General features: G+C 28.2%; 27 protein-coding genes. 26 read left to right on the top strand and 1 reads right to left on the bottom strand.

The window, feature by feature from the left end; genetic code table 11:
• Positions 1 to 2 precede the first annotated feature (2 nt).
• On the bottom strand, positions 3 to 1049 hold the full coding sequence (locus tag LEBU_RS08260; protein ID WP_015769885.1) for a phosphomevalonate kinase: 1047 nt from the start codon (positions 1047 to 1049) through the stop codon (positions 3 to 5).
• Between the two features lie 349 nt (positions 1050 to 1398).
• On the opposite strand from LEBU_RS08260, the gene LEBU_RS08255 reads away from it, so the two are divergent.
• The 26 genes from LEBU_RS08255 to LEBU_RS08130 all read left to right on the top strand — a co-directional run bounded on the left by LEBU_RS08255 (position 1399) and on the right by LEBU_RS08130 (position 25726).
• Complete coding sequence (locus tag LEBU_RS08255; RefSeq protein WP_015769884.1) at positions 1399 to 2496, top strand: RNA-guided endonuclease TnpB family protein; 1098 nt, start codon at positions 1399 to 1401, stop codon at positions 2494 to 2496.
• A 195-nt stretch (positions 2497 to 2691) separates the two neighbouring features.
• Positions 2692 to 3867 carry a chorismate mutase gene (locus tag LEBU_RS08250; RefSeq protein WP_015769883.1) on the top strand — a complete coding sequence of 392 codons (1176 nt, stop codon included), beginning with the start codon at positions 2692 to 2694 and terminating at the stop codon, positions 3865 to 3867.
• 83 nt (positions 3868 to 3950) lie between these two features.
• The gene (locus LEBU_RS08245; RefSeq protein WP_015769882.1) at positions 3951 to 4709 is read left to right on the top strand and encodes a pseudouridine synthase; all 759 of its coding nucleotides are present in this window, start codon (positions 3951 to 3953) and stop codon (positions 4707 to 4709) included.
• A gap of 22 nt (positions 4710 to 4731) precedes the next feature.
• A complete protein-coding gene (gene aroE / locus LEBU_RS08240; protein ID WP_015769881.1) occupies positions 4732 to 5547 on the top strand; it encodes a shikimate dehydrogenase in 816 nt (271 codons plus the stop codon).
• 43 nt (positions 5548 to 5590) lie between these two features.
• The gene (locus LEBU_RS08235; RefSeq protein ID WP_015769880.1) at positions 5591 to 6427 is read left to right on the top strand and encodes a hypothetical protein; all 837 of its coding nucleotides are present in this window, start codon (positions 5591 to 5593) and stop codon (positions 6425 to 6427) included.
• A 43-nt stretch (positions 6428 to 6470) separates the two neighbouring features.
• Positions 6471 to 7280 carry a hypothetical protein gene (locus LEBU_RS08230; RefSeq protein ID WP_015769879.1) on the top strand — a complete coding sequence of 270 codons (810 nt, stop codon included), beginning with the start codon at positions 6471 to 6473 and terminating at the stop codon, positions 7278 to 7280.
• Positions 7281 to 7335: 55 nt separating this feature from the next.
• Positions 7336 to 7524, top strand: a complete 189-nt coding sequence (locus LEBU_RS08225) for a DUF4250 domain-containing protein (RefSeq protein ID WP_015769878.1) — start codon at positions 7336 to 7338, stop codon at positions 7522 to 7524.
• Between the two features lie 39 nt (positions 7525 to 7563).
• Positions 7564 to 8058 carry a shikimate kinase gene (locus LEBU_RS08220; RefSeq protein WP_015769877.1) on the top strand — a complete coding sequence of 165 codons (495 nt, stop codon included), beginning with the start codon at positions 7564 to 7566 and terminating at the stop codon, positions 8056 to 8058.
• 29 nt (positions 8059 to 8087) lie between these two features.
• The gene (gene aroQ / locus LEBU_RS08215; RefSeq protein ID WP_041760983.1) at positions 8088 to 8519 is read left to right on the top strand and encodes a type II 3-dehydroquinate dehydratase; all 432 of its coding nucleotides are present in this window, start codon (positions 8088 to 8090) and stop codon (positions 8517 to 8519) included.
• A gap of 15 nt (positions 8520 to 8534) precedes the next feature.
• Positions 8535 to 8969, top strand: a complete 435-nt coding sequence (locus LEBU_RS08210; RefSeq protein ID WP_015769875.1) for a HutP family protein — start codon at positions 8535 to 8537, stop codon at positions 8967 to 8969.
• Between the two features lie 22 nt (positions 8970 to 8991).
• Positions 8992 to 9663, top strand: coding sequence for an HAD family hydrolase (locus LEBU_RS08205; RefSeq protein ID WP_015769874.1), 672 nt, complete (start codon positions 8992 to 8994; stop codon positions 9661 to 9663).
• 259 nt (positions 9664 to 9922) lie between these two features.
• A complete protein-coding gene (locus tag LEBU_RS08200) occupies positions 9923 to 11221 on the top strand; it encodes an adenylosuccinate synthase (protein WP_015769873.1) in 1299 nt (432 codons plus the stop codon).
• A gap of 21 nt (positions 11222 to 11242) precedes the next feature.
• Positions 11243 to 12133 (top strand): hypothetical protein, encoded by an 891-nt coding sequence (locus LEBU_RS08195; RefSeq protein ID WP_015769872.1) that lies wholly within the window; start codon positions 11243 to 11245, stop codon positions 12131 to 12133.
• A gap of 30 nt (positions 12134 to 12163) precedes the next feature.
• The gene (locus LEBU_RS08190; RefSeq protein ID WP_015769871.1) at positions 12164 to 12601 is read left to right on the top strand and encodes a rhodanese-like domain-containing protein; all 438 of its coding nucleotides are present in this window, start codon (positions 12164 to 12166) and stop codon (positions 12599 to 12601) included.
• A gap of 50 nt (positions 12602 to 12651) precedes the next feature.
• On the top strand, positions 12652 to 14094 hold the full coding sequence (gene purB, locus LEBU_RS08185; protein ID WP_015769870.1) for an adenylosuccinate lyase: 1443 nt from the start codon (positions 12652 to 12654) through the stop codon (positions 14092 to 14094).
• Complete coding sequence (locus tag LEBU_RS08180; RefSeq protein WP_015769869.1) at positions 14094 to 14651, top strand: hypothetical protein; 558 nt, start codon at positions 14094 to 14096, stop codon at positions 14649 to 14651. The genes purB and LEBU_RS08180 overlap by 1 nt, the downstream gene beginning before the upstream one ends.
• 15 nt (positions 14652 to 14666) lie before the next feature.
• Positions 14667 to 14819 (top strand): hypothetical protein, encoded by a 153-nt coding sequence (locus LEBU_RS08175; RefSeq protein WP_015769868.1) that lies wholly within the window; start codon positions 14667 to 14669, stop codon positions 14817 to 14819.
• Positions 14820 to 14917: 98 nt separating this feature from the next.
• Positions 14918 to 15112: a PDDEXK family nuclease gene (locus LEBU_RS11615; RefSeq protein ID WP_049756110.1), complete on the top strand. Its 195-nt coding sequence runs from the start codon at positions 14918 to 14920 to the stop codon at positions 15110 to 15112.
• 139 nt (positions 15113 to 15251) lie between these two features.
• Positions 15252 to 15920 carry a hypothetical protein gene (locus LEBU_RS08165; protein ID WP_015769867.1) on the top strand — a complete coding sequence of 223 codons (669 nt, stop codon included), beginning with the start codon at positions 15252 to 15254 and terminating at the stop codon, positions 15918 to 15920.
• A 13-nt stretch (positions 15921 to 15933) separates the two neighbouring features.
• Positions 15934 to 16656, top strand: coding sequence for a hypothetical protein (locus tag LEBU_RS08160; protein ID WP_162009828.1), 723 nt, complete (start codon positions 15934 to 15936; stop codon positions 16654 to 16656).
• A 173-nt stretch (positions 16657 to 16829) separates the two neighbouring features.
• A complete protein-coding gene (locus tag LEBU_RS08155; RefSeq protein ID WP_015769865.1) occupies positions 16830 to 18365 on the top strand; it encodes a DnaJ domain-containing protein in 1536 nt (511 codons plus the stop codon).
• Positions 18343 to 20154, top strand: coding sequence for an Hsp70 family protein (locus LEBU_RS08150; RefSeq protein ID WP_015769864.1), 1812 nt, complete (start codon positions 18343 to 18345; stop codon positions 20152 to 20154). Before LEBU_RS08155 ends, LEBU_RS08150 begins: the two co-directional genes overlap by 23 nt.
• A gap of 87 nt (positions 20155 to 20241) precedes the next feature.
• Positions 20242 to 21315, top strand: a complete 1074-nt coding sequence (locus LEBU_RS08145) for a DKNYY domain-containing protein (RefSeq protein WP_015769863.1) — start codon at positions 20242 to 20244, stop codon at positions 21313 to 21315.
• Positions 21316 to 21382: 67 nt separating this feature from the next.
• Positions 21383 to 24625, top strand: a complete 3243-nt coding sequence (locus tag LEBU_RS08140) for a DKNYY domain-containing protein (protein ID WP_015769862.1) — start codon at positions 21383 to 21385, stop codon at positions 24623 to 24625.
• A gap of 141 nt (positions 24626 to 24766) precedes the next feature.
• Positions 24767 to 25249, top strand: coding sequence for a flavodoxin (locus LEBU_RS08135; protein WP_015769861.1), 483 nt, complete (start codon positions 24767 to 24769; stop codon positions 25247 to 25249).
• Between the two features lie 42 nt (positions 25250 to 25291).
• On the top strand, positions 25292 to 25726 hold the full coding sequence (locus LEBU_RS08130; protein ID WP_015769860.1) for a cupin domain-containing protein: 435 nt from the start codon (positions 25292 to 25294) through the stop codon (positions 25724 to 25726).
• Positions 25727 to 25769: the final 43 nt, after the last annotated feature.

Genomic DNA, 25769 nt, shown 5'->3' with positions numbered 1-25769 from the left:
TTTTATAATTTTTCAGCATACAGCAATTCAATTCCGAATTTTTCCCATCTGTCGATAATAGTTTTTGTATCATTTTTATTAAAGGAAAGGGCAATTCCACAATCTCCGCCGCCAGCACCGCTACTTTTGGCACAAATATCCAGTTTTTGAGCAGAGTTTACTAATTTTACTAATTTTTTGCTATAAATATTTTCATTTAAGTTTTGAAGTAATTTCCCATTTTCATTAATGCATTTTTTTATCATTGGCTTATCTCCATTTTTTATGGCAATTTTCAAATCTTGTACAATATTTTCTACATTTTTCAAAAAGTTTTCATCAATGGAACTTTTTACAATGTTTATTAAATTACTAGAAATAGCAGGTTCCTTTGTCCAGCCGACTAAAAAATTACAATTTAAATTGTTTTTGTTAAACTGAAGTTCGGAAATTTCGTAATTCCAGTTAGTTTTTAGAACATTTTCCAGAGTTTCGATTTTTATTAAATCACTAATTTTTTTTCTATCAAAAGATCTATAAAAAATTAAGTTTTCATAGGAAATACATGCTATATCGCCCATAGAGCCGTTATCTCCACGTTTTAGCAGCACATAGGAAGACAGCTTGAAAAGTATTTCCTTTGAAACTTGCAGATTGTATAGACTTAAAACGGATTTTATTGTTAAAACGACAACACTTCCGCTTGAGCCAATTCCTAGTTTTTTGTTATCTATTTCCATTTTTCCATTAATTTCCAGATTAAAAGGCTTGATTTCCAAGTTTTGGAATTTTAAATATTCATTTATAACAGTTATTGTTTCACAGATGAGTGAATAATTTTTATCAAAATTTTGTGAAGTTTTTTTATCGAAAGCCGTTTGTTCAAGAGTTATAGCATAATCAAACATATCTGAAAAAATTGTGTATTTATCAGCAAAATTTATTTTTGAAGTCATAAAAATGCTTATGTTTTTTATGATTGCACTTTGTCCAGCTGTTAGAATTGAATATTCTCCAGCGATATAGAGCTTTCCGCAAGTTTGGTTAGTTATTATTTTATTTTTTTGCATTTTTTTCTCTTTCATTTTTTTTATTCAATATAAGTTTAAGCGATTAAATTTATTTTTCTACAAAGATTATATCATAAAAAATCAGTATAGTAAAACCATTTGACACACAGTAAATTCTAAAGTATCTTTATAAATTTTTAACGGAAGATTCCTTGCTTTTTCTTGCTGATTCTAGTATAATTTTAACAAAAAGATAGCAAGAAGTCGTAGGCTTTCTATAAGTGGGAGATGAATTGCTTTTTTTGTAAAAAAATTGAAAAAAGGATACGTCTATGATACAATTTTTGTATAAAATATCGAAGAGAAATAATTAAAAATAATATTCAAAATCAAAAGGAGGTGTAATTTTATGAAATATAATTTAGCATTCAAATACAGAATTTATCCAAATAAAGATCAGGAACTATTGATAAACAAGACTTTTGGATGTGTTCGTTTTGTTTACAATACAATTTTGTACACTGCGAATAAAATTTATGAAGAAACTGGAAAAAATAAAATAATTACACCTGCCAGTTTGAAAAGTGGAAATCAATTTTTGAAAGAAGTAGACAGTCTGGCACTTTCAAATGCTCAATTGAATGTAAGACGATCGTTTACGAATTTCTTTCAGAAGAGAGCGAAGTTTCCAAAGTTCAAATCTAAAAAGACTAGTGTTAAAAGTTATACGACAAATTGTGTGAATAATTCAATACGAATTGAGGAAAACAAATATTTGGTTTTGCCAAAATTGAAAAAAATTAAATTAAAATATCATAGAGAAATACCGAAGGATTACAAGATAAAGTCAGTAACATTGACAAACAGTAATGGAAATTATTATGTTTCTGTCTTGACGGAATTTGAAAAAGAAATTCAAAAAATGCCAAGTAATGATAAAGTAATTGGACTTGATTTTTCAATGTCTGAATTATTTGTCAGTTCTGAAAACCAAAGGGCTGATTATCCAAAATATTTTAAGATGTTGGAGAAAAAATTGAAAAAATTACAAAAATCATTATCAAGGAAAGTAAAATTTTCTAAAAATTGGTATAAGCAAAAAGCGAAAATATCAAAATTGCATGAATATATCAAAAATTGTCGAAGAGATTTTTTACATAAATTATCGAAAAAATTGTCTGAAGCGTATAATACTGTGGCTATTGAGGATTTGAATATGAAAGGGATGAGCCAGGCATTAAATTTTGGGAAAAGTGTAGGAGATAATGGGTGGGGAACGTTTTTGAGAATGCTTGAGTATAAACTGATGTTTTCAGGGAAACAATTTTTGAAAATAGATAAGTGGTTTCCGTCATCGAAAACTTGTAGTAAATGTGGAAACGTTAAAGAGGAACTGAAATTATCAGAAAGAAGTTATAAATGTGAGTGCTGTGGAATTGAAATTGATAGAGATTACAATGCGGCATTGAATATAAAAAACATTGGAAAAGAAATGATGGAATATTAGGAAAATAAAAGAAAGCAGGGTAGGAACTACCCGAAGAGCTTGGTAAATATATTTGGCTAGTCATACGCAGATACTTCCCAAGAATCTCCCGCTTCTAAAAACGGGAGTAGTTCACTTTCTGATATTATTTAAAGAAAAATTAAAAAAGTTATGCTATAATAGTTTTGATAAACAAATGAGAAAAAGGTATGATAAATGGATATAAATAAAAATTTGGATTTAGGAAAAATTCGGGAAAAAATAGACAAACTGGATAGCCAGCTGGTAGAACTGCTTGAAGAAAGACTGCATATTGTGCAGGAAGTGGCACAGTTTAAGAAGCAGACTGGGAAAAAGATTTTTGATGAGGAGCGGGAAAAGGAAGTTATTAGAAAAAATCTGGAAAGAGTAAAAAATAAGGAACTGAACCATTATATTGAGTTAATTTTAAAGGATATTATGGATTCGAGCAAGGAGTATCAGAAATTTAAAATAGGAGTTTCAACTAAATATGTGAATGATTTGGAGCTAGAAAATAGAAGGCTGGGATATACTGGGGTACCAGGTTCCTATGCTTATGAAGTGCTTATGAACTTGCTTAAAAATAATAAAAATTCAAATGTTCAGAATATTGATCAAAATAAAAATATTTTTCATTTTAATTCGCATAAAGATTTGGTGGAAGCCGTGCATACTAATCAGATTGATATTGCAATATTGCCGATAGAAAATTCTATTGTGGGAGAAGTGCGGGACAGCATTGATTTAATTAATACCAAAAGTATTCATATTATAGGAGAAGTTAGGCACAAAATCTCGCATAATCTTCTTGGATTAAAAGGAAGTAAAATTGAAGATATAAAAAATGTTTATTCACACGAACAGGCATTTATGCAATGCTCTGAATTTTTGTCAAAATATGAATGGCAATTAAACCGTATGACAAATACTGCAATCGGTGGAAAATATATTGCGACAAAAGGTGAAAATAAAAATGCCTGCATTGCGAATATGAAAACAAAAGAAGTCTATGATTTGGAAGTGCTCAAAAAAAATATTAATAATGAAGAAGAAAATTATACGAGATTTTTTGTTATTTCAAATGAGAATATTGTAATTGATGGAAGTGATAAAATTAGCATTATAACAAGTGCAAATAATGAATCTGGAGCTTTAATAGAGCTGTTGCAGATTTTTTACGAATACGGGCTGAATATGGTGAACTTGAAATCACGTCCACGAGTGAATAAGCCTTGGGAATATTATTTTTACATTGACTTTGAAGGAAATATGGCTGACGAAAAAGTGCAGATGGCACTTGAAAAAATAAGGGAAAAATCAAATTATTTACAGATTTTAGGAAATTATAAACTGTATAATCTGAAAATATAGTAAAATTGAAAAAATAAATTCAAAAGTTAGTGTCATTGTTTATTTTTGGATTTAAAGATTTTAAGAAAGAAAGATTGAAATAAATGAGATTAGATAAATTTTTGGCAAATTCGGGAATTGGAACGAGAAAAGAAGTTAAGGAAATTTTGAAAAATAAGAAAGTAAGCGTAAATAATGTTTTTGTAAAAGATGGGAAAATTCACGTTGATGAAGAAAAAGATATTGTAAAATATGAAAATAAAATTATAAATTACAAACCATTTGTCTACATTATGATGAATAAACCCGCTGGAGTGATTTCTGCAACGGAGGACAGTCACCATAAAACGGTTATTGACTTGTTAAATGATGAATATAGAACTTACGATATTTTTCCAGTCGGACGGCTGGACATTGACACAGAAGGCTTGATTTTGCTTACAAATGACGGAATTTTATCGCATAATTTACTTTCTCCGAAAAAGCACGTGGATAAAAAATATTATGTGAAAATTACGAAATCTCTTAGTGAAGATGATATAAAAACATTGGAAAATGGAATAAAACTGGAAGAAAATTTTATTACAAAAAATGCAAAAGTTGAAATTATCTGTAATAATTCTGAAAAGGAAAGTGAAGATTTTGATTTTGGTGAAAATGAAAATAACAAAAATGAAAATTCGGTGTATATAACGATTTCAGAAGGGAAGTTTCATCAGGTAAAGCGGATGTTTAAAGCTGTGGGAAATGAAGTTCTTTATTTGAAACGGGTGAAAATGGGTAATCTTTTGCTGGATGAAAATTTGGAACTTGGAGGATATCGGGAATTGACACAAAAAGAATTAAATGGCTTGAGAAATTAATTTTGCAGAAAGAGGGAGAAAAATGGAAAAATATGGATTGTTAGGGGAAAAATTGGGACATAGCTATTCAAAGGAGATTCATGAGATTTTTTTTGAGCTGACTGGGAAAAAAGCTAGCTACGAGATGATTGAAAGGGAAACTGAGCAGCTTGAGGAATTAATGAACGAGATAAAAAATGGGAAATTTAATGGGATAAATGTTACTATTCCTTATAAATTGGAAGTTATAAAATATTTGGATGAAGTTTCGGAAATTGCTAAAAAAATTGGAGCAGTGAATACGATAACGTTAAAAGATGGGAAATTAATTGGAGATAATTCGGATTATTTTGGATTTTTGAAAACATTGGAACTAAATGATATTGATGTAAATGATAAAAAAGTACTCGTGCTGGGAACTGGAGGGGCTTCAAAGGCGATTTATAATGCATTGATTGATAATGGGGCGAAAAATATTTATCTTGCGACAATTATTGAAAATGATCCGTTTAAGGTGAGAACACAGGACAGATTGATTCATTATTCGGCAATTGGAGGGCTTAGAGATATTGAGCTGATTGTAAACTGTACGCCAGTTGGGATGTACCCAGCTATTGATAATTGTCCGCTTGAGAGAAAGAATTTTATTGACACGAATGCAGTAGTTGATATTGTATATAATCCTGAAGAAACGGTTCTTATGACAAAATATAAATTAAAAGGAGTAAAAGTAACAAATGGACTTATAATGCTTATTTCACAGGCAATAAAGTCTGAAGAAATTTGGCATGATGAAGAATATGGTACAGAAATTCTGGAAGAAATACATAAAAGATTATCAGAAAAATTGTATAAATAAATTTAGAAAATTAAACAATGGTAAAATTAGAAAGGAAAAGTAAATGTTAAAAAAATTAGTAATGGGAATACTTGTTATTGCAAGTATCGGTTTTTCAAAAACAAATCAGGAAATTATTGATAAAGGAAATGAAATACAGAAGGCTGTTTTTGATAAATATTTTAATTCACAGGTTGTTCCTGTAAATGCTAAAAAGAACGTAACTTTAATGGAAGGTGTCTATGCTGAAATAATGTCAAGTTTGTATAGTGAAAATCGTACATTTTTTGATAATGAATTTGCAAAACTTTCTGGAAATAGAAGATCAAATTTTAGAACAATGTATTTATATTATAGCGACTATGTTGTAGAATATCCAAAGTTTTTAGGAAGTGCATTTGGAAATTTTTTAGCTGATAAAAGTGAATTTCAATCATATGCATATACAAATACTTATTTACTGCTTGAAACATTCAATTTGAATATGAATACTTACCTTGAAGCTGAAAAGGACAGTAAGACGATAGACGATAATATTAATGTAATTTATGATTATCTGTATAATTCACAAGATGCGAAACAGAAGGATGAATACAAAAAAATGTCAAGTTTACAAATGAAAACGCTTGTAAATCAAGAATATGATAAATTGGAAAAAGCCTTGGATAAACGAGGAAATGAAAATAAAACAATGAAAAAGGCGGCAGCTATATCAAAAGTAAAACTTAAGAAATTAAGAAAATCTTATGCAAATTATGATAAATGGTTTGACGATTATATAGATACATCTTCATTGTCTTATGAAAATAAGGAAAAAATGAAGAAATTAGTAAAATTTGAAAATATCTCAAATATAAAATTTATAATACAGTCAATAGAAAAGAAGGCTGATAATCAATAACAAAAATATAAAATAAATAATTGAAAAGTGAAAGGAGCTATAAATGAGTGAGAAGAATTTAAACAATGAAAAAAATGAAGACAATTCTATTCCAAAAGATAGAAAATCTTTGAAAGTAAATGATAAGCATAGACATCTTGACTTAAGAATATACAATGAACTGGATGATTTCGCATCAGAAGTTTTAAGCGGAGATGAGTTTGTAAAATATGTGGAAGCTAGAAGAGAGTATTTATTTGAGCCAGAAGAATCTGTGAAGAAATATCTGGGAGAAGAATATTGGAATGGAAATAATGATAAGGAAAAAATAGAAACATTTGCAGATTTTTATTATCAGTATTTAGTAAAATATTCAAACAGCTATTTTTATGAATTTATGTCAAAAGGCTTTACTGATGGATTTAGAGAATTGCTGAAAAAAAATGAAATAGATCCTGACACTTTGGACGTTAACTGGGATAGTATTCGTTCAAAAGAACTGGAATACGATGAATCTCTTGTTGATATTTTGTATTCGCTTATAAATTATGAGCTGGAGCACCGTGGATATGGAATTTTTGGAATAAATATGGGATATGAGTCAACATTATATTTTGTTGTTCCAGAAAAAACATTTTTTAGAATTGATAAAGAGCCAGAATTATTTACAATTTTCGATATAGGATTTTTAGAAACAATTTACAGTGAGATATATGAAATTACAGGAGAGCTTGGAATTGAAAATGTAAACATTGGAGATTTTTTGGAAAAACGTGGAAATGAATATTATACTTTATTTATGGAAGCAAGTAAAAATGTCGCTATTGAAAATATTGATGAAAACGATGAATCAAAAGTGAAACTAATACTGTAAAACCTTACCTATCTGATAAAAAATTTAAAAAAATTTAAAGGAGAAGCTAGAAAGAATGATAAATTTTGAAACAAAAGATATTATGCTGCTTTATAGTCTTATAAATATGAAATTACGTGATGAATTTCTAGATTTGGATGATTTGACAAATTATTATGGTGTCAATAAAAATGAACTTTTAAGTAAATTTGCTGAAGCTGGGTATGAGTATGTGGAAAGTGAAAATCAGTTTAAAAGAGTGTAATATTGAAAATAGAAAATGTAAAGAAAAGGTAAATAACTTATGAAAAATATTGTATTAATTGGAATGCCTGCCTGCGGGAAAAGTACAATCGGGTATTGGCTGTCCAAAAAAATTAATTATCCTATTCTAGATGCAGATAAATATTTGGAAGAAAAGGAAAACAGAGTTATTTCTGATATTTTTTCAAACGAGGGAGAAGAATATTTTAGAGAGCTTGAAACAAAATATCTGAAGGAGTTGTCTGAAAAAAATGGAATTATTATTTCGACAGGCGGTGGAGCTGTTAAAAAGAAGGAAAATATTGATATTTTGAAAAAAAATGGAATTGTAGTATTTTTAAACAGGGAAATTGCTGATATTTATAAAGAAAATCATGAGAAACGCCCACTTTTGAAAAATATTAACAACATTCAGAAATTGTATGATGAAAGAATAGATTTGTACAGAAAGTATGCGGATATTATTGTGAAAAATAATGATGATATGGATATAATTGTAGATAGGATAGTTACGGCTTTGAAGGGGAAACTTTAGATTAAAAAGATGAGGATGGTAAAGTGGAAATGAAAAAAATAATGATTATAAATGGTCCTAATCTGAACTTTTTAGGAATCAGGGAAAAAGGAATCTACGGAAATGATGATTATGAGAGCATTTGCAGCTATATAAAAGGAAAATTTTCAGATAAAGATGTAAGAATAGATATTTTGCAGTCAAATTCGGAGGGAAAACTTATTGATTTTTTACAGTCAGCATATTTTAGAAACTTTGATGGAGTCGTAATAAATCCCGGAGCTTACACTCATTATAGTTATGCGCTTTTTGATGCGATAAAGTCAATATCGATTCCAACTGTGGAAGTGCATTTGAGCAATATTCACGAAAGGGAAGAATTTAGGAAAATATCGGTTACAGCACCTGCCTGTATTGCCCAAATTTATGGAAAAGGGAAAGATGGATACATAGAAGCTATTGAGCTTCTTTTAAAAAGATAAAAAAGAGGATAAAAAATGGAAGAAAATAATAAAAGTGTGGAAATATGCAGAATAGCATTAAAAATGTCAATTTCTTCACGTGATGAAGAAAGAAAATTGATGCAGGATTATAGAAAAGTTGGTATAAAAACTGCTGCAGTGAATGTCGGTGGTGCAATGCCCCAATCCCGTTTTAAATTTATAGAAAGTGCATTAATGGCGGCAAAGAGAAATAATCTGATTCAGGATGTACATGCTCACGATGGTGCTGTAATCGGTGCGATGCGGGAAGCAATGAGTCAAATTGAAGCGATTATAAACGGACTTAGTGTTGGTGGAAAAATAGGGCTAGCAAGGGAAGGGGAACATTTGGCTGTGGCGATATTTCTTAGTGTGGGAATATTGCAGTTTAATGAAGTGATAACTTCGGTTGCACATCGGTCTGTTTCGATACTTGAGAATGAAAAATAAAAAATAGATAGGAGTGAAGTTGATGGGGAAAAAATTTTTTGATGAAATTGAATTGTTTTTGTTTGATATGGATGGATTATTGTTTGATACTGAAACAATTTATGTGGAATATGGACGTGAAGTGGCTAAAGGAAAGGGATATACAATTACAAAGGAAATTATAGAAAAAACTACAGGTCTTACAGATGAACGCGCAAGAATAATTTATAAAGAAGAATTGGGACAAGAATTTCCATATGATGAAATGATGGGGACAGTTAAGGCTCATATTTTTGAGAAAGCTTTAAAAGGTGAAGTTCCATTAAAATCAGGTGCAGAAGAAATATTGAAATTTTTAAAAAGTAATAATAAACAGATGGTATTAGCTACTTCTTCGGATTTACGTATGGCAAATGCATTAACTGAAGGAAAAGATGTAAAAAAATATTTTTCCCATTTTATTACAGCAGAAGATGTAACTCACGGAAAGCCAGATCCTGAGGTTTTTTTGAAAGGAGCAGAAAAAGCTGGAGTATCTCCTGAAAAAACAGTAGTTTTTGAAGATTCGTTCAATGGAGTAAGGGCAGCGCATGCAGCTGGGACATTTCCGATTATGGTGCCAGATAAATTAACTCCAACAGAGGAAATTATGAAGTTGGTTTATAAAAAATTTGACAATTTATTGGAAGTACTTGATTATTTTGAGGGAAAATAAATTGTTGACAAATAAATAAAAATTGATAAGCAGGAGTTGTTTTGATTAAAAAAAATAATTCTTGCTTTTTTTGTAGATTATTTGATTAGCTATGCAAAAATTATTTTATCAATAATTTCAAATTGATTGAAAAAATATAATAAATATAGTAAAATAAGAAGTAAAAAGGTAAAATTTTAGTCGGGTTAAATTAGACAGATTTTTTGTCTGATTGGCTTTAAATTAATAGTTTTTCTAAAAATTTAGGAGGAATAAAAATATGGGAAGTAACACTTTTGTAATTGTAGGGACACAATGGGGAGATGAAGGAAAGGGGAAGATAATAGATGTATTATCTCCAAAAGCGGACTATGTAGTAAGATTTCAAGGTGGAAATAATGCAGGACATACTGTTATTGTAAATGATGAAAAATTTATTTTGCATTTATTGCCATCTGGAATTATTAACTCGGCTGGAAAATGTATAATTGGGGCTGGAGTTGTTGTTGATATTGAAGTATTATTAAAAGAAATTGATGAGCTGGAAAAAAGAGGAAAAAAACTGGATAACTTGTTCATTGATGAAAGAGCGCACATAATAATGCCTTATCATATCGAGATTGACAAGGCTAAGGAAGAAGCTATGGGTGAAAACAAGATTGGTACGACTCAAAGAGGAATCGGACCTTGCTATATTGATAAAATCGCAAGAAACGGAATTAGAATAGGAGATTTATTAGAACCTGAAAGATTTAGGGATAAACTTACTTGGAATGTAAAAGAAAAAAATGATATGCTGACTAGATACGGTAAAGGAACTTTCGATTTGGAAGAACTTTATGAAAAATTTATGAAACTTGCTGAAAAAATAAAATTTAGAATAATTGATGCAGTTGTGGAAATTAATGAAGGAATTGAAGACGGGAAAGTAGTGCTTTTTGAAGGAGCTCAAGCGTTAATGCTAGACATTGACTACGGAACTTATCCTTATGTAACTTCATCATCGCCAACGTCTGGCGGAGTAACAGTTGGAACAGGAGTCGCTCCGACAAAAATTTCAAGAATACTGGGAGTTATGAAAGCCTACACAACAAGAGTGGGAGAAGGGCCTTTCCCAACAGAATTAGAAAACGAAGACGGAGAAACTTTAAGAAAAGTAGGACACGAATTTGGAGCAACAACAGGACGTCCAAGAAGATGTGGATGGCTTGACTTAGTAATCGGAAGATATGCAGTTTTGATTGACGGATTGACAGATATTGTATTGACAAAATTGGATGTACTGACAGGATTTGAAAAAATAAAAGTGGCAGTAGGTTACGAAATTGACGGAAAAGTATGTCATTCTTATCCTGGAAACTTGAGAAAATCTAAAAATTTGAAAATAATTTATGATGAATTAGATGGCTGGAAAGAAGATATTACTCAAATAAAAAATTATGAGGACTTGCCTGAAAATTGTAAAAAATATGTTGAATATATTGAGAAGAAATTGAAATGTAATATTTCTATGATTTCGGTTGGACCTGAAAGAAGTCAGAATATTTATAGATATGATTTGGGAGATTTTGTGAAGTAATTTTTGAAGTTGGAGGAAATTATGAGCAAAAGGTTGATATTGTTTCTTTTGATAAGTTTTTGTAGTTTTTCTGGTGGTATAAATGGAAAAAGTATTGAAGAAAGTTTAGAGGAAATTTGTGATAGGATATCCCATTGTTGTTCTGATGAAGAAGAAAAAAAATCCAGTATTCAAGAAATATTGGATAATTCTTTGTATGAATTTAATTATAAAGATGAAAATGAGAGTTATAAATTTTATATTCCTGAAAATGCAGAAATTATAAAAGGAAAAAATAAAAATATATTTTTAATAATATATAAAAATCATTTGGCATATAGTACAGAAAACATTATAGTGGCAGAATTAACAAAAGGGAAAAGGTCGAAGTTTATACTTAATACTGAAAAACTTGAAGATTATGTGAATAGATATTTGGGAAATGAAATAAGTTCAAAAGATAAGATTTTGGAATTTAGGAAAAGACTTTTGGATAGGAATAAGAATTTTATAAAAACAAGAGAGGATATTGAGTATAATGGGATAAAACTAACGAATACTTTAGAATACATAGAAGAACAAATGTGTCCTTTTGTACTAAATGATTCTCGTATTGAAGAAACTCTCGAATATCCTTTATATGAATTTGTTTTTTCAGACGAAGATAAAGTGTATAGTTTTTTTATTCCGATATTTACAAGAATAACAACAGATAAAAATTCAAAAGATATATTTTTATTGATTTCTGAAGACAGGTGTGTAGACCTTTTTGCTGAAATAGCGAAGTTAAAAAAGCAACCAAATTCAAAGTTTAAATTAAATACTGATGAATTAGAATTGTTATTGAAATCTAGAGGTGTTGAAAATTATAAAAATAAAGTTTTAAAATTTAGGAAGCAATTTCTTGAAAAAAATAAAAATCTTATAAAATAAAAAAGTAAACAAATAAAATAGGAGAGAAAAGTGAAAATAAGAAAAATAGTGTTATTGATAATCATTGGAATATTTTCTGTATTCGGATTTTCTTGTAGTAAAACAGGAAATGAAAAACAGGATTTAGTAATGTCAAAAGAAGCAAAAAATGGGAAAAAAGTAGAATATAAAAAAATAACTTCAGATGAAGCTAAAAAGATGATGGAAACTCAAAAAGCTATAGTTGTAGATGTTAGGACTTTGGAAGAATATAACGAAGGGCATATTCCAAATGCGATTTCTGTTCCGCTGGAAACTATTGAAAATGAAGCAGAAGCAAAATTGAAAAATAAAGACGATTTAATTTTAGTTTATTGCAGAAGCGGAAGACGAAGCAGGGAAGCAGCATTAAAATTAATTGAAAAAGGTTATACAAATGTGATTGATTTTGGTGGAATACAGGACTGGAATGGGGAAATTGTGAAATAATAAAAGGAAGAAAAGTATAAATAAAAAAATAAGTAGGAGGAATTAAGAAAATGGAAAATATGAGCATATATTCAAATCCGTTGGCGGAGAGATATTCGAGTAAGGAGATGTTGCATATTTTTTCACCTGAGTTTAAGTTTAGAACTTGGAGAAAATTGTGGATAAATTTGGCTGAGGCTGAAAAAGAGCTTGGGCTTGATTTTATTACTGATGAACAAATTGAGGAACTTAAAAAATATAAAGATGATGTGGATTTTGAAGTTGCAGCAAAATTTGAGAAAAAGTTAAGACACGATGTGATGGCTCATGTGCATACTTATGGAGAACAGGCGAAAAATGCAAGAAAAATTATTCATTTGGGAGCGACAAGTGCATATGTTGGGGATAATACTGATTTGATTCAAATTAAGGAAGGGCTTTTGGTTGTTAAAAGAAGAATGCTTACTTTGATTGAAAAAATGAGAGATTTTGCATTGGAATATAAAGACTTACCGACTTTAGGATTTACTCATTTTCAAGCGGCACAACTTACAACGGTTGGAAAAAGAGCGACATTGTGGCTTCATTCTTTGCTTCTTGATTTTGAAGAATTGGAATTTAGATTAGAGCACTTGAGATTTAGAGGAGTCAAAGGAACTACTGGGACTCAGGCTAGTTTTAAAGAATTATTTGAAGGAGATTTTGAAAAAGTAAAACAGTTGGATGAATTGGTTACTGAAAAAGCTGGGTTTAGCAAAAAACAAGGTGTTTCAGGACAAACTTACGATAGAAAAGTGGACGCACAAATCTTGAATTTATTGTCAAATATTGCTCAGTCTTCACATAAATTTACAAATGATTTTAGATTGTTGCAACATTTGAAAGAATTGGAAGAACCGTTTGAAAAAAATCAAATTGGGTCAAGTGCGATGGCATACAAGAGAAATCCAATGAGAAGTGAAAGAATTTCATCACTTGCAAAATATGTAATTTCAAGCTCACAAACAGGTGCATTAGTTTTTGCAACACAATGGTTTGAAAGAACGCTGGATGATTCTGCAAGTAAAAGACTTTCGATTCCGCAAGCATTTTTAGCAGTGGACGCAATCTTAATTATTTGGCTTAATATTATGGATGGAGTTGTTGTTTATCCAAAAGTAATTGAAGCAAATATTCAAAAGGAATTACCATTTATGGCAACTGAAAATATCATTATGGAATCAGTTAAAAAAGGAATGGATAGACAAGAAGTTCACGAAATTATAAGAGAACTTTCGATGGAAGAAACAAAGGAAATTAAGTTGAATGGAAATCCCAATAGATTAATTGACAGAATTATAAAAGACGGTAGACTGGGACTTAAAGCAGAAGATATGGAAGGTATCTTGGTTTCTGCTAATTATACTGGATTTGCTGGGCAGCAGACTGAGGATTTTGTGAAGAATGAGATTGATCCGATTTTGGATAGATATAAGGATGAGATTGTTGAGGATAGGGAAGAATTGAGAGTTTAATGGAAAATAATATAATTGATTATGAAAATTCTTGGAAAAGAAAAAATAAGGAAAGAGAATATTTTAATTCGGAATTTTTGGATAAAATAAATATTAAAAAATATAAAGATGAAGTTGAAAAATTTGATGCTTTAGCTATAAAAAATCATGTAAAATATAAAATTTCTAAAAAAACAATTGACGAAATAAAGGATTACTGTTTTTCATATTTGCCAATGCTTACAGGGATGAAAAAGGAAGTAGTTGGTGAACTGTTAAATGAAAAATACAATATTGATGAAATGGAAATAGACATTCCAAATAAATTGTTTTTTGAAGATGAAGAAGTAAAAAATGAGCAGAAACATTGGTTTCAAATGTATAAAATGTTATTTGGAGAAACAGAAATTGAAGAGTTTAAAAAAGAAGATTTGATTCCAATTGCGGAAGATGAAGAATTTATGTTGTTATTCATTGAAAGAAGAACTGGAGAAGTGTATATTAATATTTATGAATTATTCTTTTTTTGTGCAATTTCTGATAGTTTTGATGAGTTTTTAGATGCAATTAAAAAATAAGTAAAAGGTGATTTTATGAAATTTATAAAAAAATGGAAATTACTATTTTTATTGATACTTTGCATTACAATGTTAAATTCCTGTGCAGTAGTACTGGGAACAGCAATATTAGCACCTACAGCACTAATAGGAGGAGCCTGCATAATTGATCCAGGTAAATGTCCATAAGGATGTCGAAAAATAAAAAAAATCCTCTCACAAGAATCTAGAATACAGCAAGAATAAAATATAAAACCTGAAATCTATACCCATAAATTCCTTTATAAATGGGATACAGGTACAGAGTAAATTATTCACAGCTTCCAGGAACGCCTGATATTTTTATTTTGAAACATAATATTGCAGTATTTGTGAATGGGTGTTTCTGGCATAGGCATAAAGATTGTAAAATTGCGATTTTTCTTGAATATTGGGAAAAGAAAGCAAAGAAAATTTTTGTCGCAAATATTTTTACTTATTAAAGAAAAAATTCTAAATAATAAAAATAAAACTGTATATTTTTTCTATATTTGATGAAGAAAGTATACAGTTTTTTGTTTTAATAATTTTCTGAAAATATGATATAATTTTAAAAAAATTACAATAAAAGGAGAAATTAAAATGGCAAAAAAATTTAACTACAAACCATTAATCGAATATACAGATTATGCTGAAAGAAAATATATAAAACCTGAAAAAGCAGGAGATTTAAAGGAAGATATGGAACTTTTTAGAAAAAAAGGACAAGCTGCACGAAAAGCTTTTACAGAAATTGCAAAATCTGTGGAAGAAAAAATGGAAGGATTTCAATTACAGAAAGTTAGCAGCTGGATGAATCAGGCACAAATTGCTCGTCCTTATCTTTGGGTATTTTTAAAACAGGAAGGAGATATTGAAAGTGAATCAGGGATTGCTTTGAGAGTTTTTAAAAATGAAAAAACTAAGAAAGTTGGGGTTTCGCTGGAAGTGAGCTTTGTGGAGCGTAAAATTGGTGAAAATACGCTTGAAAATCAAAATAAAGTTTTGGAAGTTCCGATTGAGGAGCCGCTGTATTATTTTGTGCAGTTTTCAAAAAGTAAGGAAAACTGTATGCTGGATAGAATTGAAGGAAATGAGAAAAATAGGAAAAAATTACTTGAAGATATGAAAGAGGGAAATATTAGAAAAGTACTTGTTAAATTTAACGTGGAAGAAATTAAAAAATTTGAAAATCTTGAAGATTTGACAAAGGAATTTTTAAAAGGAGTTAGATTGCTTATGCCGTTTTATTTGAAAACAAAGAAGATTTAGAGAGGGAATGATTTTGGATTTTGATAAAATGTATAATTGGATATTGGATTTTACTAATTTTCTTTTGTGTGAAGTTCGTTCGTTAGAAAAATATGACAGATTTTTGCAAAATTTTCATCATAAGTTTAATACAAGTGAAAAACAGATGATTATTAAATTTATGAACGAAGATGGAGTATTTAACCAAAACTATAATTTAACGGAATTTGAAAAGAAACTATTAAAGTATAATTTAAATAAAATGGACGGCGTATCTGACAAAGATTTAATTGAAATTTCTGAAAAAATTAAAAGCAAAAAAGAAAAAGATAATGAAAAAGGGTATGAAAAATTTATTGAAAATTTTTTGGATATTAAAATTTTTAAACTATTTGGAAAAAATATAACTTTGTATTCTAAAAAAGATGTGGAAAATTCAAATACATTAAAGAGAATAATCAAATTAATGACACATAGGCTAAAAAATGAATTTAATGTAATTAATAATTTGATGTATATTTTTGATATGAAATCTTCAAAAGATAGTATTGCATTGAAATTGTATGGTTGTTTATATGTTGGTGTGTTGATTTTTGGTTATATTTTATATTTGTTTTTAAATGAAATTATGATTATGTGGATACTTTTTGTATTTTCCATAATATCAGAATATATAAATGTGTTGCTAAAAGAAAAAAATTTTGAATGGAATAAAAATAATGAATCGAGTTTTTTAATGTTTTTTTTATTACAGTAATATATGTTTATGCTATGTTTTTTAAATTTGAACTTGTATACCAGTATATGATTTTAAATTTAGTGATATTTTTTAAAACAATAGCAATTTCGCGTTTGAGATATAAACGATTGAAAAATTTTTCAAAGAAAGTTTTAGATGTGTTTGTTTTAAAAAAGTAAGGAGTGATGATTTTGGAGTTTAGGGGAGCATTTGAGATACTGGAAATAGAGCCGACAGATGATAAAAAGAAAATAAAAATTGCATATTCCAAGATGTTGAAAAAATATCATCCTGAAGATTTTCCTGAAATGTTTATGAGAATTAATGAAGCATATAGGATTGCTTTGGAGTTTGAAAAATCTGATTTTGATGAAGTGAAATCAGAGAATGAGACGACTGAGAAAAATAATGAAAATACAGAGTTTTTTGAAAGAGTGAAAAAGAATTTTGAAGAAAATAAAGAAAAATCTTTTTTTGGAAATTTTGAAGATATTTTTTCTGAGGGAAAGAATACGAGTGAATTTGAAGATATTTTTTCTAATAAGAATAATTATGAAAATGAAAAAACTTTTGAAAAAAATAAAGAGGAAAAAGAGAATACAAATAATTTTGAGAAAAAAGAAAAACAGAAAAAATCAATATCTGAGTGGTTGGAACAATTCAGAAAACTTATTTTTTCAGAAAATCGTCCACTATATGAATATGACATACTTTTATCTGAATATCATTATAATTTTGATGATTTTGAGAAGAAACAAATTAGGGAAATTTTGGAGAAAAATAACGATTGGAGTAATATAACTGAGATTGAAAAAAAACTTTTGATTTATAATCTTGGTGATTCTAATGAAAAAAATGACATTGTTTTGGATATTTTGGGGAAAAATCAAAGAAAATCTAAGACAAATAATAAAATTTTAGATGAAATTACAAAAAAAATTAAGAGTAAAAATATTTTGGAAAATGAAAATGGATATGAAATATTTATTCAAAATTACTTGAATGTTATGGTTTTTAAGGTATTCGGAATAAATATTGCGTTGTATCCTTTTGATGCAACAGGAAAAGATAAAAATGTTTTTAAATATATGTTGCGTAGAATTGGAATGCATATGATGAAAGATGAATACGAAAGTAAAATTAAAAATTCATATCGTGAAATTAGTAATTCTATGAAAATTTTTAATAACAAAAATGAAGAAAACTCAAAAAATAATTTTAAGTTTGTAATGACAGTAATGAGTTCAATAATGATGGTATTGTATTTGATTTCGATAATTTGTTTGAAATTTTTGGCTTGGATGGCAGCGATGTTCACAATAATTTGTGTTATTTATGTACTTAAAGATGTGGCGATGATAGGAATTATTTTGTTTACAATTATAGATTGGATTAATATTGTGAATGAAAAAGAATTTAAATGGAGTAAGAAATATGGGATATCAAGTTATTTATCTATTTTATTAATTAGTGGAATAATTTTGATAGGAAAAATTATTCAGACTAGTGATGAAGCATCAGTAGATTTAGGTTATGTTCCTTATTTTAAATTAATATTACAATATATATTTTTTAATGCAGTTATAATTACAAAAATGATTGTAACTACAAATATTAGATATAAGCGATTAAAAGATTTTTCAAAACAAGTATTAAGTATATTAGATGTATTTGTCTTAAAAAAATATCAAGGAGGAAATGAAAATGGGAAGAATGATTGGAATTGATTTAGGAACAACGAATAGTTTAGCAACATATATTGATGATAATGGGAAAATACAATTTGTAAAAAATGAGTATGGGAATATTTTGATTCCGTCTGTTGTAGGAATTGATGAAAATGGTGATATTATTGTAGGGGAATTAGCAAAAGAAAGAAGGATGAGAAATTCTGGAGAAACTGCAAGTAATTTTAAAAGAAAAATGGGGACAAGTGCGAGAATTAAAATAAAAGATAGAGTTTTTGATGCACAAATGCTTTCTTCGATTGTGCTGAAACATTTGAAGGAAAATGCGGAAAGACAGCTAAATGAAAAAATAGATAGGGCGATTATCAGTGTTCCGGCGTATTTTAATGATAAGCAGAGAAAAGATACAAAAATAGCGGCAGAACTGGCAGGAATTACAGTAGAAAGACTTATAAATGAACCGACAGCTGCTGCTTTGTCATTAGGAAGTCATATTTTGGATAGAAATTTAAAATTTTTGGTGCTTGATTTGGGTGGAGGGACATTTGATGTTACTTTGCTTGAAACATTTGAGAATATTATGGAAGTGATTTCGATAAGTGGGGATACAATGCTTGGCGGGGAAGATTTTACTACAAAAATATGTGAAATTTTTTTGAGAAATATTCAGAAATCTGTATTGGATTTGAGTCGTGATGAAAGAATAAAATTGTACACGAAGGCTGATAGAGTCAAAAAGTTAATAAGTATAAAAGATGTAGAAATAGAAATGGAAATTGTAGAAAAAAACTATAAAACAGAAATTACTCAGAAAGAATTTAGAGAAGCAGTGAAACCGTTACTTGTGAAAATAAAAAATGCAATAGACAAAGCATTGCAAGACGGAAATACGAATGCTCATGAGATAGAAAAAGTAATTTTAGTCGGTGGAGGAGTAAAACTTGGTATTATTGAAGAGTTTGTAGAAAAATATTTTAACAAAATGCGTGGAGAAAATACATATTTGGATAATATGAATTTTGTTGATGGAAAAAAACTTGTATCAATAGTTCAAAATCCAGATACAGTTGTTGCTTATGGAGTTGGAGTAACTGTTGGAATGAAGGAAAGAAATAAGGCGTTTAAGGAAAGAATTTTGACAGATGTGTGTCCATTTACGCTTGGAATTGAAGTGATTGGACAAAGATTTGCACCAATTATTTCTCGAAATGCGACAGTTCCTACAAGTAGAGCTGAATTTTTTTCTACGACTGAAGATAATCAGACAGTGATAAGAATTGCGATTTATCAAGGAGAAAGTTTAAATATAGCTGAAAATTTATTTTTAGGAGATTTTGAAATAAATGTTCCAAGAAATTTGGCTGGGCGTGAAAATGTTGAAGTGAGATTTACTTATGATATAAATGGTATTTTGGAAGCAGAAGTGACTGCATTGAGTACAGGAGAAAAGAGAAATAAACTTATTATCAATGGGGAAATGTCGGAAGAGGAAAAAAATGAAAGAATTAAAATATTAGAAGAATTGAAAATTCAATCAGAAAATCAATACAAAGACAAGTTGCTAATAGAAAGAGCGAATAGGATTTTTTCTGAAATTGTAAATATGGAAATCCGTAATCGTATTTCGACTTATTTAGACAAATATAGCTTAATTGTTCGTACAGGTGATAAAATTAGTATTCAAAAGGCTAAAAAGGAATTTACAAATTTTCTTGATAAAATTGACCCTGAAATGAATGATTTGGGAATTGATGATATTTTGTTAGATATTAATGAGAATGAAGATAAAGAAAATATGGAAGAAGATGAACTGGAGTTTTGGAATTAGAAAAATAAATTTTAAAATATTGTGTTTATTGAGATTTGTGGACTTTTATAAATAATTAGCGTAACTTTTTATAAGGAGAAAATAATTATGAAAATAAAAAAATTGTTGAAAATATTTGGGTTGTTAATTTTGGCAGGAAATATTGTAAATGCAGAATATATAAAAAGAAATGGAGAAATTTATTATCGGGACTGGAGTGAAGAAAAGACAAGAATATTAAAAAATATAGATAAAAAATCATTTGAAATATTGGAAAATGATTTTGCAAAAGATAAGAATAATATTTATTATCAAGGGGAAAAGATTGAAAAAATAGATCCTAAAAGTGCTAAAATATTTGGAAGTCATTTTGTGAAGGATGAGAAAATTGTTTTTGATGCTGATGAAAAAAAGGAATTGAAAGATGTGGATACAAAAACGCTTAAATCGGTTGGAGATTATTATTTTAAAGATAAGAACAATGCTTATTTTGATATGAAAAAAATTGATGAAAAAGTTGATTTGGAAACGTTTGTTTATCTGGACTATTTTTATGCGAAAGATAAGAATAATTTGTATTTTTATGGGCAAAAAGTGAAGGGCATAAGTCCGAATAATTTTAATTTTTTGACTTTGTTAAGCAGCGTTCCTGATAATATCATTAAAAGCGGAAATGATTTTTATCTTATTTATGAAAATGATTTGAATGAAAAAATATATGCGAAAAAAATGGATTTCCCAATTGACAGGGATACTTTTGAAAGTTTTTCCATGAGAGTTTATAAAGATAAAAATAATTTTTATTATTATGATGAAACTGATGATATAAAAAAAGGAAAAACGCTTATTAAATTTAAAAATGAAGCTGATATAAAAACACTTAAATTTTTGAAGGAAAAAAATGGCGAAAAAAGTAATGAATATATAAAAGATGAAAAAAATGTATATTTTGTGGATGAAGAAAATTTAGAGATAAAAAAGATAGAAAATGCTGATTACAAAACGTTTCAAGTTATTGAATACTTATATGCAAAGGATAAAAACAATGTTTATTATCAAGGGAAAAAGTTAAATAATATTAATCCAAATTACTTTAAAATTGTAGAAAATGAGATAAAATATAATAATGAGTTTTATAAAATTGATGAAAATATGAATCTTATAAAAATAGAAAGAGAATAAAAAGTTGATAAAATAAAAAAGTATTTTATTTACTAAAAATTAAAACTTATAAAAAAGGAGTAAGTGCATGAAAAGAAAAAATTTAGTAAAAATTCTAGTTTTATTTATTTTGGCAGGAAGTATTGTAAATGCGGAATATTTGAAAGAAAATGGGGAAATTTATTATGAAATGCCATATTTTGAAGTTAAGTCGAAAGTGAAGGAAGCGGATACGAAAAGCTTTGAAAGTTTTGAAGGTAGAAATAAGACGGTTATGGATAGCTATTACGGGAAAGATAATAAAAATGTATATTTGCTTGGGAAAAAACTCAAGAATGTTTCGCCCAAAGAGTTTGAAATTTTGAATGAAGACTATATAAAAGATGATAAAAATATATATAAAGTTAAACTTGAACAAGCATTGTTTTTTTCAAGCAATGAAATAAACACGAAAAAAATATCTGTAGATGGACTTGATGTAAAAACTTTTAGAACTTTAGAAAATGATAAAGAAATTGAGACAAATTATTTTGGTGATAAAAATAGTGTGTACTATATTTATGAAAATATAGATAAGATAAAAGAAGCGGATAGAAATTCTTTTAAAATTTTGGATTATTATATTGCAAAAGATAAAAAGAATGTTTATTACAAAGGGAAAAAAATGGAAAATGTGGATTCTGAAAGTTTTAAGGAGTTTGGAAGTTTTATAGCAAAAGATAAAAATAGAGTTTTTTATATTGAAGGGAATGAAGACATTAAGGATATTGATGCAGTAAGCTTCGAAATGATGGGAGATACTTATTATTTTAGCGATAAAAAAAATGTTTTTGCCATTAAATATGGTGGCGAATTTCCTGATGGACAAGGTTTTGTAAAATTGAAAAATATTGATAGAAATAGCTTTTCTACTTTGAGCAAGGAAATTGGAAAGGATAACAATGGAGTTTATTATCTTGGAGAAAAAATAGATGAGATTAGTCCAAATAATGCTAGAGTTATTGAAGAACTAGGGCAGGATAACTATATCCTTCAAGGTGGCAATAATTATTATTTGATGTATAAGAGCCAGAAAGATTCAGATGATGAAGAAACTGAAAAAATTAAAACGAAGAAAATAAACGACCTGAATATTGATTTTGATACATTTAAATATTTTGGAATTTTTGATTATTATAAAGATAAAAACAGTTTTTATTACCACTCAGATAACGATTTGAAAAAAATTAAAAGCGGAATTGATGTTAAAAGTGCCGAGAATATGATTAATCTGAATAATATTGTAAAAGATAAGAATAATCTGTATTATTTTTATAATGGAGAAATAAGAAAAATAGATTTAAAAATTGATATAAATAGTTTAGAAGTTCTGAATAATGTTGGCTATTATTATAGCGATTATATAAGAGACAGGAATAATGTATATTTTGTGGATAATGAAAACGGGATAATAAAAATAGTAAAAAATGCTGATAATAATACATTTAAAGTTGTAGAAGAAAATTATGGAATGGATAGTAAAAATGTTTATTATAATGGAAAAAAGCTCGATTTTGTAGGATTGGACGGGCTTAAAATTTTTGATGAAAATTATTTGAAAGATAAGAACGGCGTGTACCAAATTTATGAAACTGATAACAATAAAGTAAAAATAAAACCAATAAAAAATTTGAACATTGATGTGGCAAGTTTTGAGAATATTTTAAAAGGAACATTCTATAAAGATAAAAATTCAGTTTATTATGTTGAGGTGGATGGGGACAAACAAGAATTAAAAAAACTGGAAGGAGCAGATGCAGATACATTTGAGCCAGGAATTTTTTCAAAGGATAAAAATAGTGTATATGTTGAAAAACAGAGATTGGAAGGTGTGAATCCGAAAGGGTTTGAAATATTAGACAATGATCTGAATTTTATAAAAGATTATAAGAATGTTTTTTATTTGGATAGAGCAGATGATGGTATAACTTTCATACCAAGAGTGCAAAATATAGAAGGAGTGGATGTTGCAACTTTAGAATTTGCTGGAGGATATTATAGCAAATATTATAAAGACAAAAACAATGTTTATTTTATGGATAACAGAGATGGTAAAATAAAATTCAAAAAATTATCCTATGTAAATCCGAAAACATTTGAAATGGTGGATAATACTTTTGCGAGAGATGACAAAAACCTTTATTTATTTGAATATAAATTGGATGGAATTGATGCAAAAACTTTCGAAAAAATTAGTTCCAATATTGTAAAAGATAAAAATGGACTGTATTTCTTAGAAGATATTGAAAAAGAAAATGAAAATATAGAAATAAAGACTCGAAAAATAAATATAAAAGGATTAGATTTAAAAACTTTTGAACATATTGATGACTATTATTATAAAGATAAAAATAATATTTATTATGATTTGGATAATAATCTTTATAAAATAAAAAATGCTGATTTGGCGACATTTGAAGTTTTAAATTCACCTTACAGCAGTTCTATTTATTTTGCAAAGGATAAAAATAATGTTTATTATCAAAATAAAAAAATAAATGGGATTGTCGCTGACGGTTTTGAACAAATACAAAGTAATTTTATAAAAGATAAAAACAGACTTTATAAAATCGACGAAGATGAAGAAAAAAATGAGATAAAATTAATTCCAATCAATGAAAAAGTCAATCTTGAAAATTTTGAAGAAATAGGCGGAAATTATTATAAAGACGATAAAAATCTCTATTATTTTGGAGAAAATGAGTTTAAGAAAATAGAAGGAGCAGATCCAAATTCATTTAAATATGACAACGAAAATCATACTTTTATTGCAAAAGACAAAAACAATGTTTATTTTGAAGGAGAAAAAGTTAAAGGAATAGATGTTAATAGTGCCGAAGGAATAGACGGGCTTTGGATAAAAGATAAAAATAACGTCTTTTATGAAGGGAAAAAATTAAAAGGGATTAGTTCTGATAATTTTAGTTATTTTAATGGCGGATTATCGTATGATAAAATTTTAATTGATAAAAATGGTATTTATAAATTTATTGAAACTGAAGATAACAAAAAAACAATAGAACTAACTCGACTGAATAGTAAAGGCATTGATTTAGAAACTCTTCAAAGAATTACTTCTCCAATGGATAGTTCCAATTATTTCAAAGATAAGAATGGCGTTTATTTTATGGATGGAAATAAATTTGTAAAAATAAATGGAGCGGATAAAGATAGTTTTAGAGTAACGATGAGTGGGAAATATGGGAAAGATAAAAATAACGTTTATTTCGAAGGGAAAAAAATGGAAGGGAAAAATCCAGTTGACTTTGAGGAGGAAATGGAGATTAAATAATAAATTTAAAACATAGTTATGCCTTTAAAGCATAATTTTCTATAAAAAATAAGTATTTGATATAATAGGATAAATATTGTAAAATAAATCATAAGAAAATAAAAAATTTAGATTTTATCTAATTTTATGAGGTAATTTTTTATGAATAAAGTATTAGTGGCTTACTTTTCAGCGACAGGGACAACAAAAAAAGTTGCAGAAAAATTGGCGAAAGCAACTGGGGAAAATTTGTTTGAGATAAAACCGCAAGTTGAGTATACTTCTGAGGATTTGAACTGGAACGACAAAAAAAGTAGAAGTTCAGTGGAAATGAATGATGAATTTAGCCGTCCAGAAATTGAAAATGTTGTAGAGAATATTGATGATTATGATACTGTGTTTGTTGGATTTCCAGTTTGGTGGTATATTCCGCCTCGTATTATTCAGACTTTTATTGAAAAACATAATTTGAACGGGAAAAAGATTATCACTTTTGCGACATCAGGTGGAAGCGGGATAAAAGGCTCGACAGATTTTTTGAAAAAAAATTATTCGGATTTGAATATTATTGAAGGCAAAAGATTTGGTTGGAATGAAAGCTTGGAAAGCATTGGAGCTTGGGTAGAAAAAATAAAAAAATTTTAATGAAAAAGAGAAATATTTTTTGATTAAACAGAGGTGAAAAAAATGAGTAAAAAAATTACGGCTGATCCTGTAAGCAGCTTGTTTGGGAAAGGCGATTATAACGAGGCTTATGCAAAATATTTTAATGGGAAAACTTATCTAAAAACATTGGTTGATCCGACTGATACTTCAAAAGTTGGTATTCACAATGTTGTTTTCGAGCCGGGAGTTATAAATAACTGGCATTCTCATTCAAATGGACAAATATTGTTGGTTACAGATGGGCATGGCTGGTATCAAGAAGATGGGAAAGAAGCAGTAGAATTACATCCAGGAGATGTTGTGAATATTCCTAAAAATGTTAAGCATTGGCACGGAGCGGCAAAAGACAGTTGGTTTACTCACATTGCTTTGTCAGATGGCGGTTCGACTGAATGGTTTGGGATATTGTCAGAAGATGAATATGAAAAGTTGCCAAAAGCAGTGAATGCTAGATAATTAAATAATTAAAAAAAGTAATATAAATAGTAAAAAGAAAATA

It is taken from the genome of Leptotrichia buccalis C-1013-b, assembly GCF_000023905.1.
GTDB lineage: Bacteria > Fusobacteriota > Fusobacteriia > Fusobacteriales > Leptotrichiaceae > Leptotrichia > Leptotrichia buccalis.
This window is presented reverse-complemented; position numbering and strand designations above follow the sequence as displayed.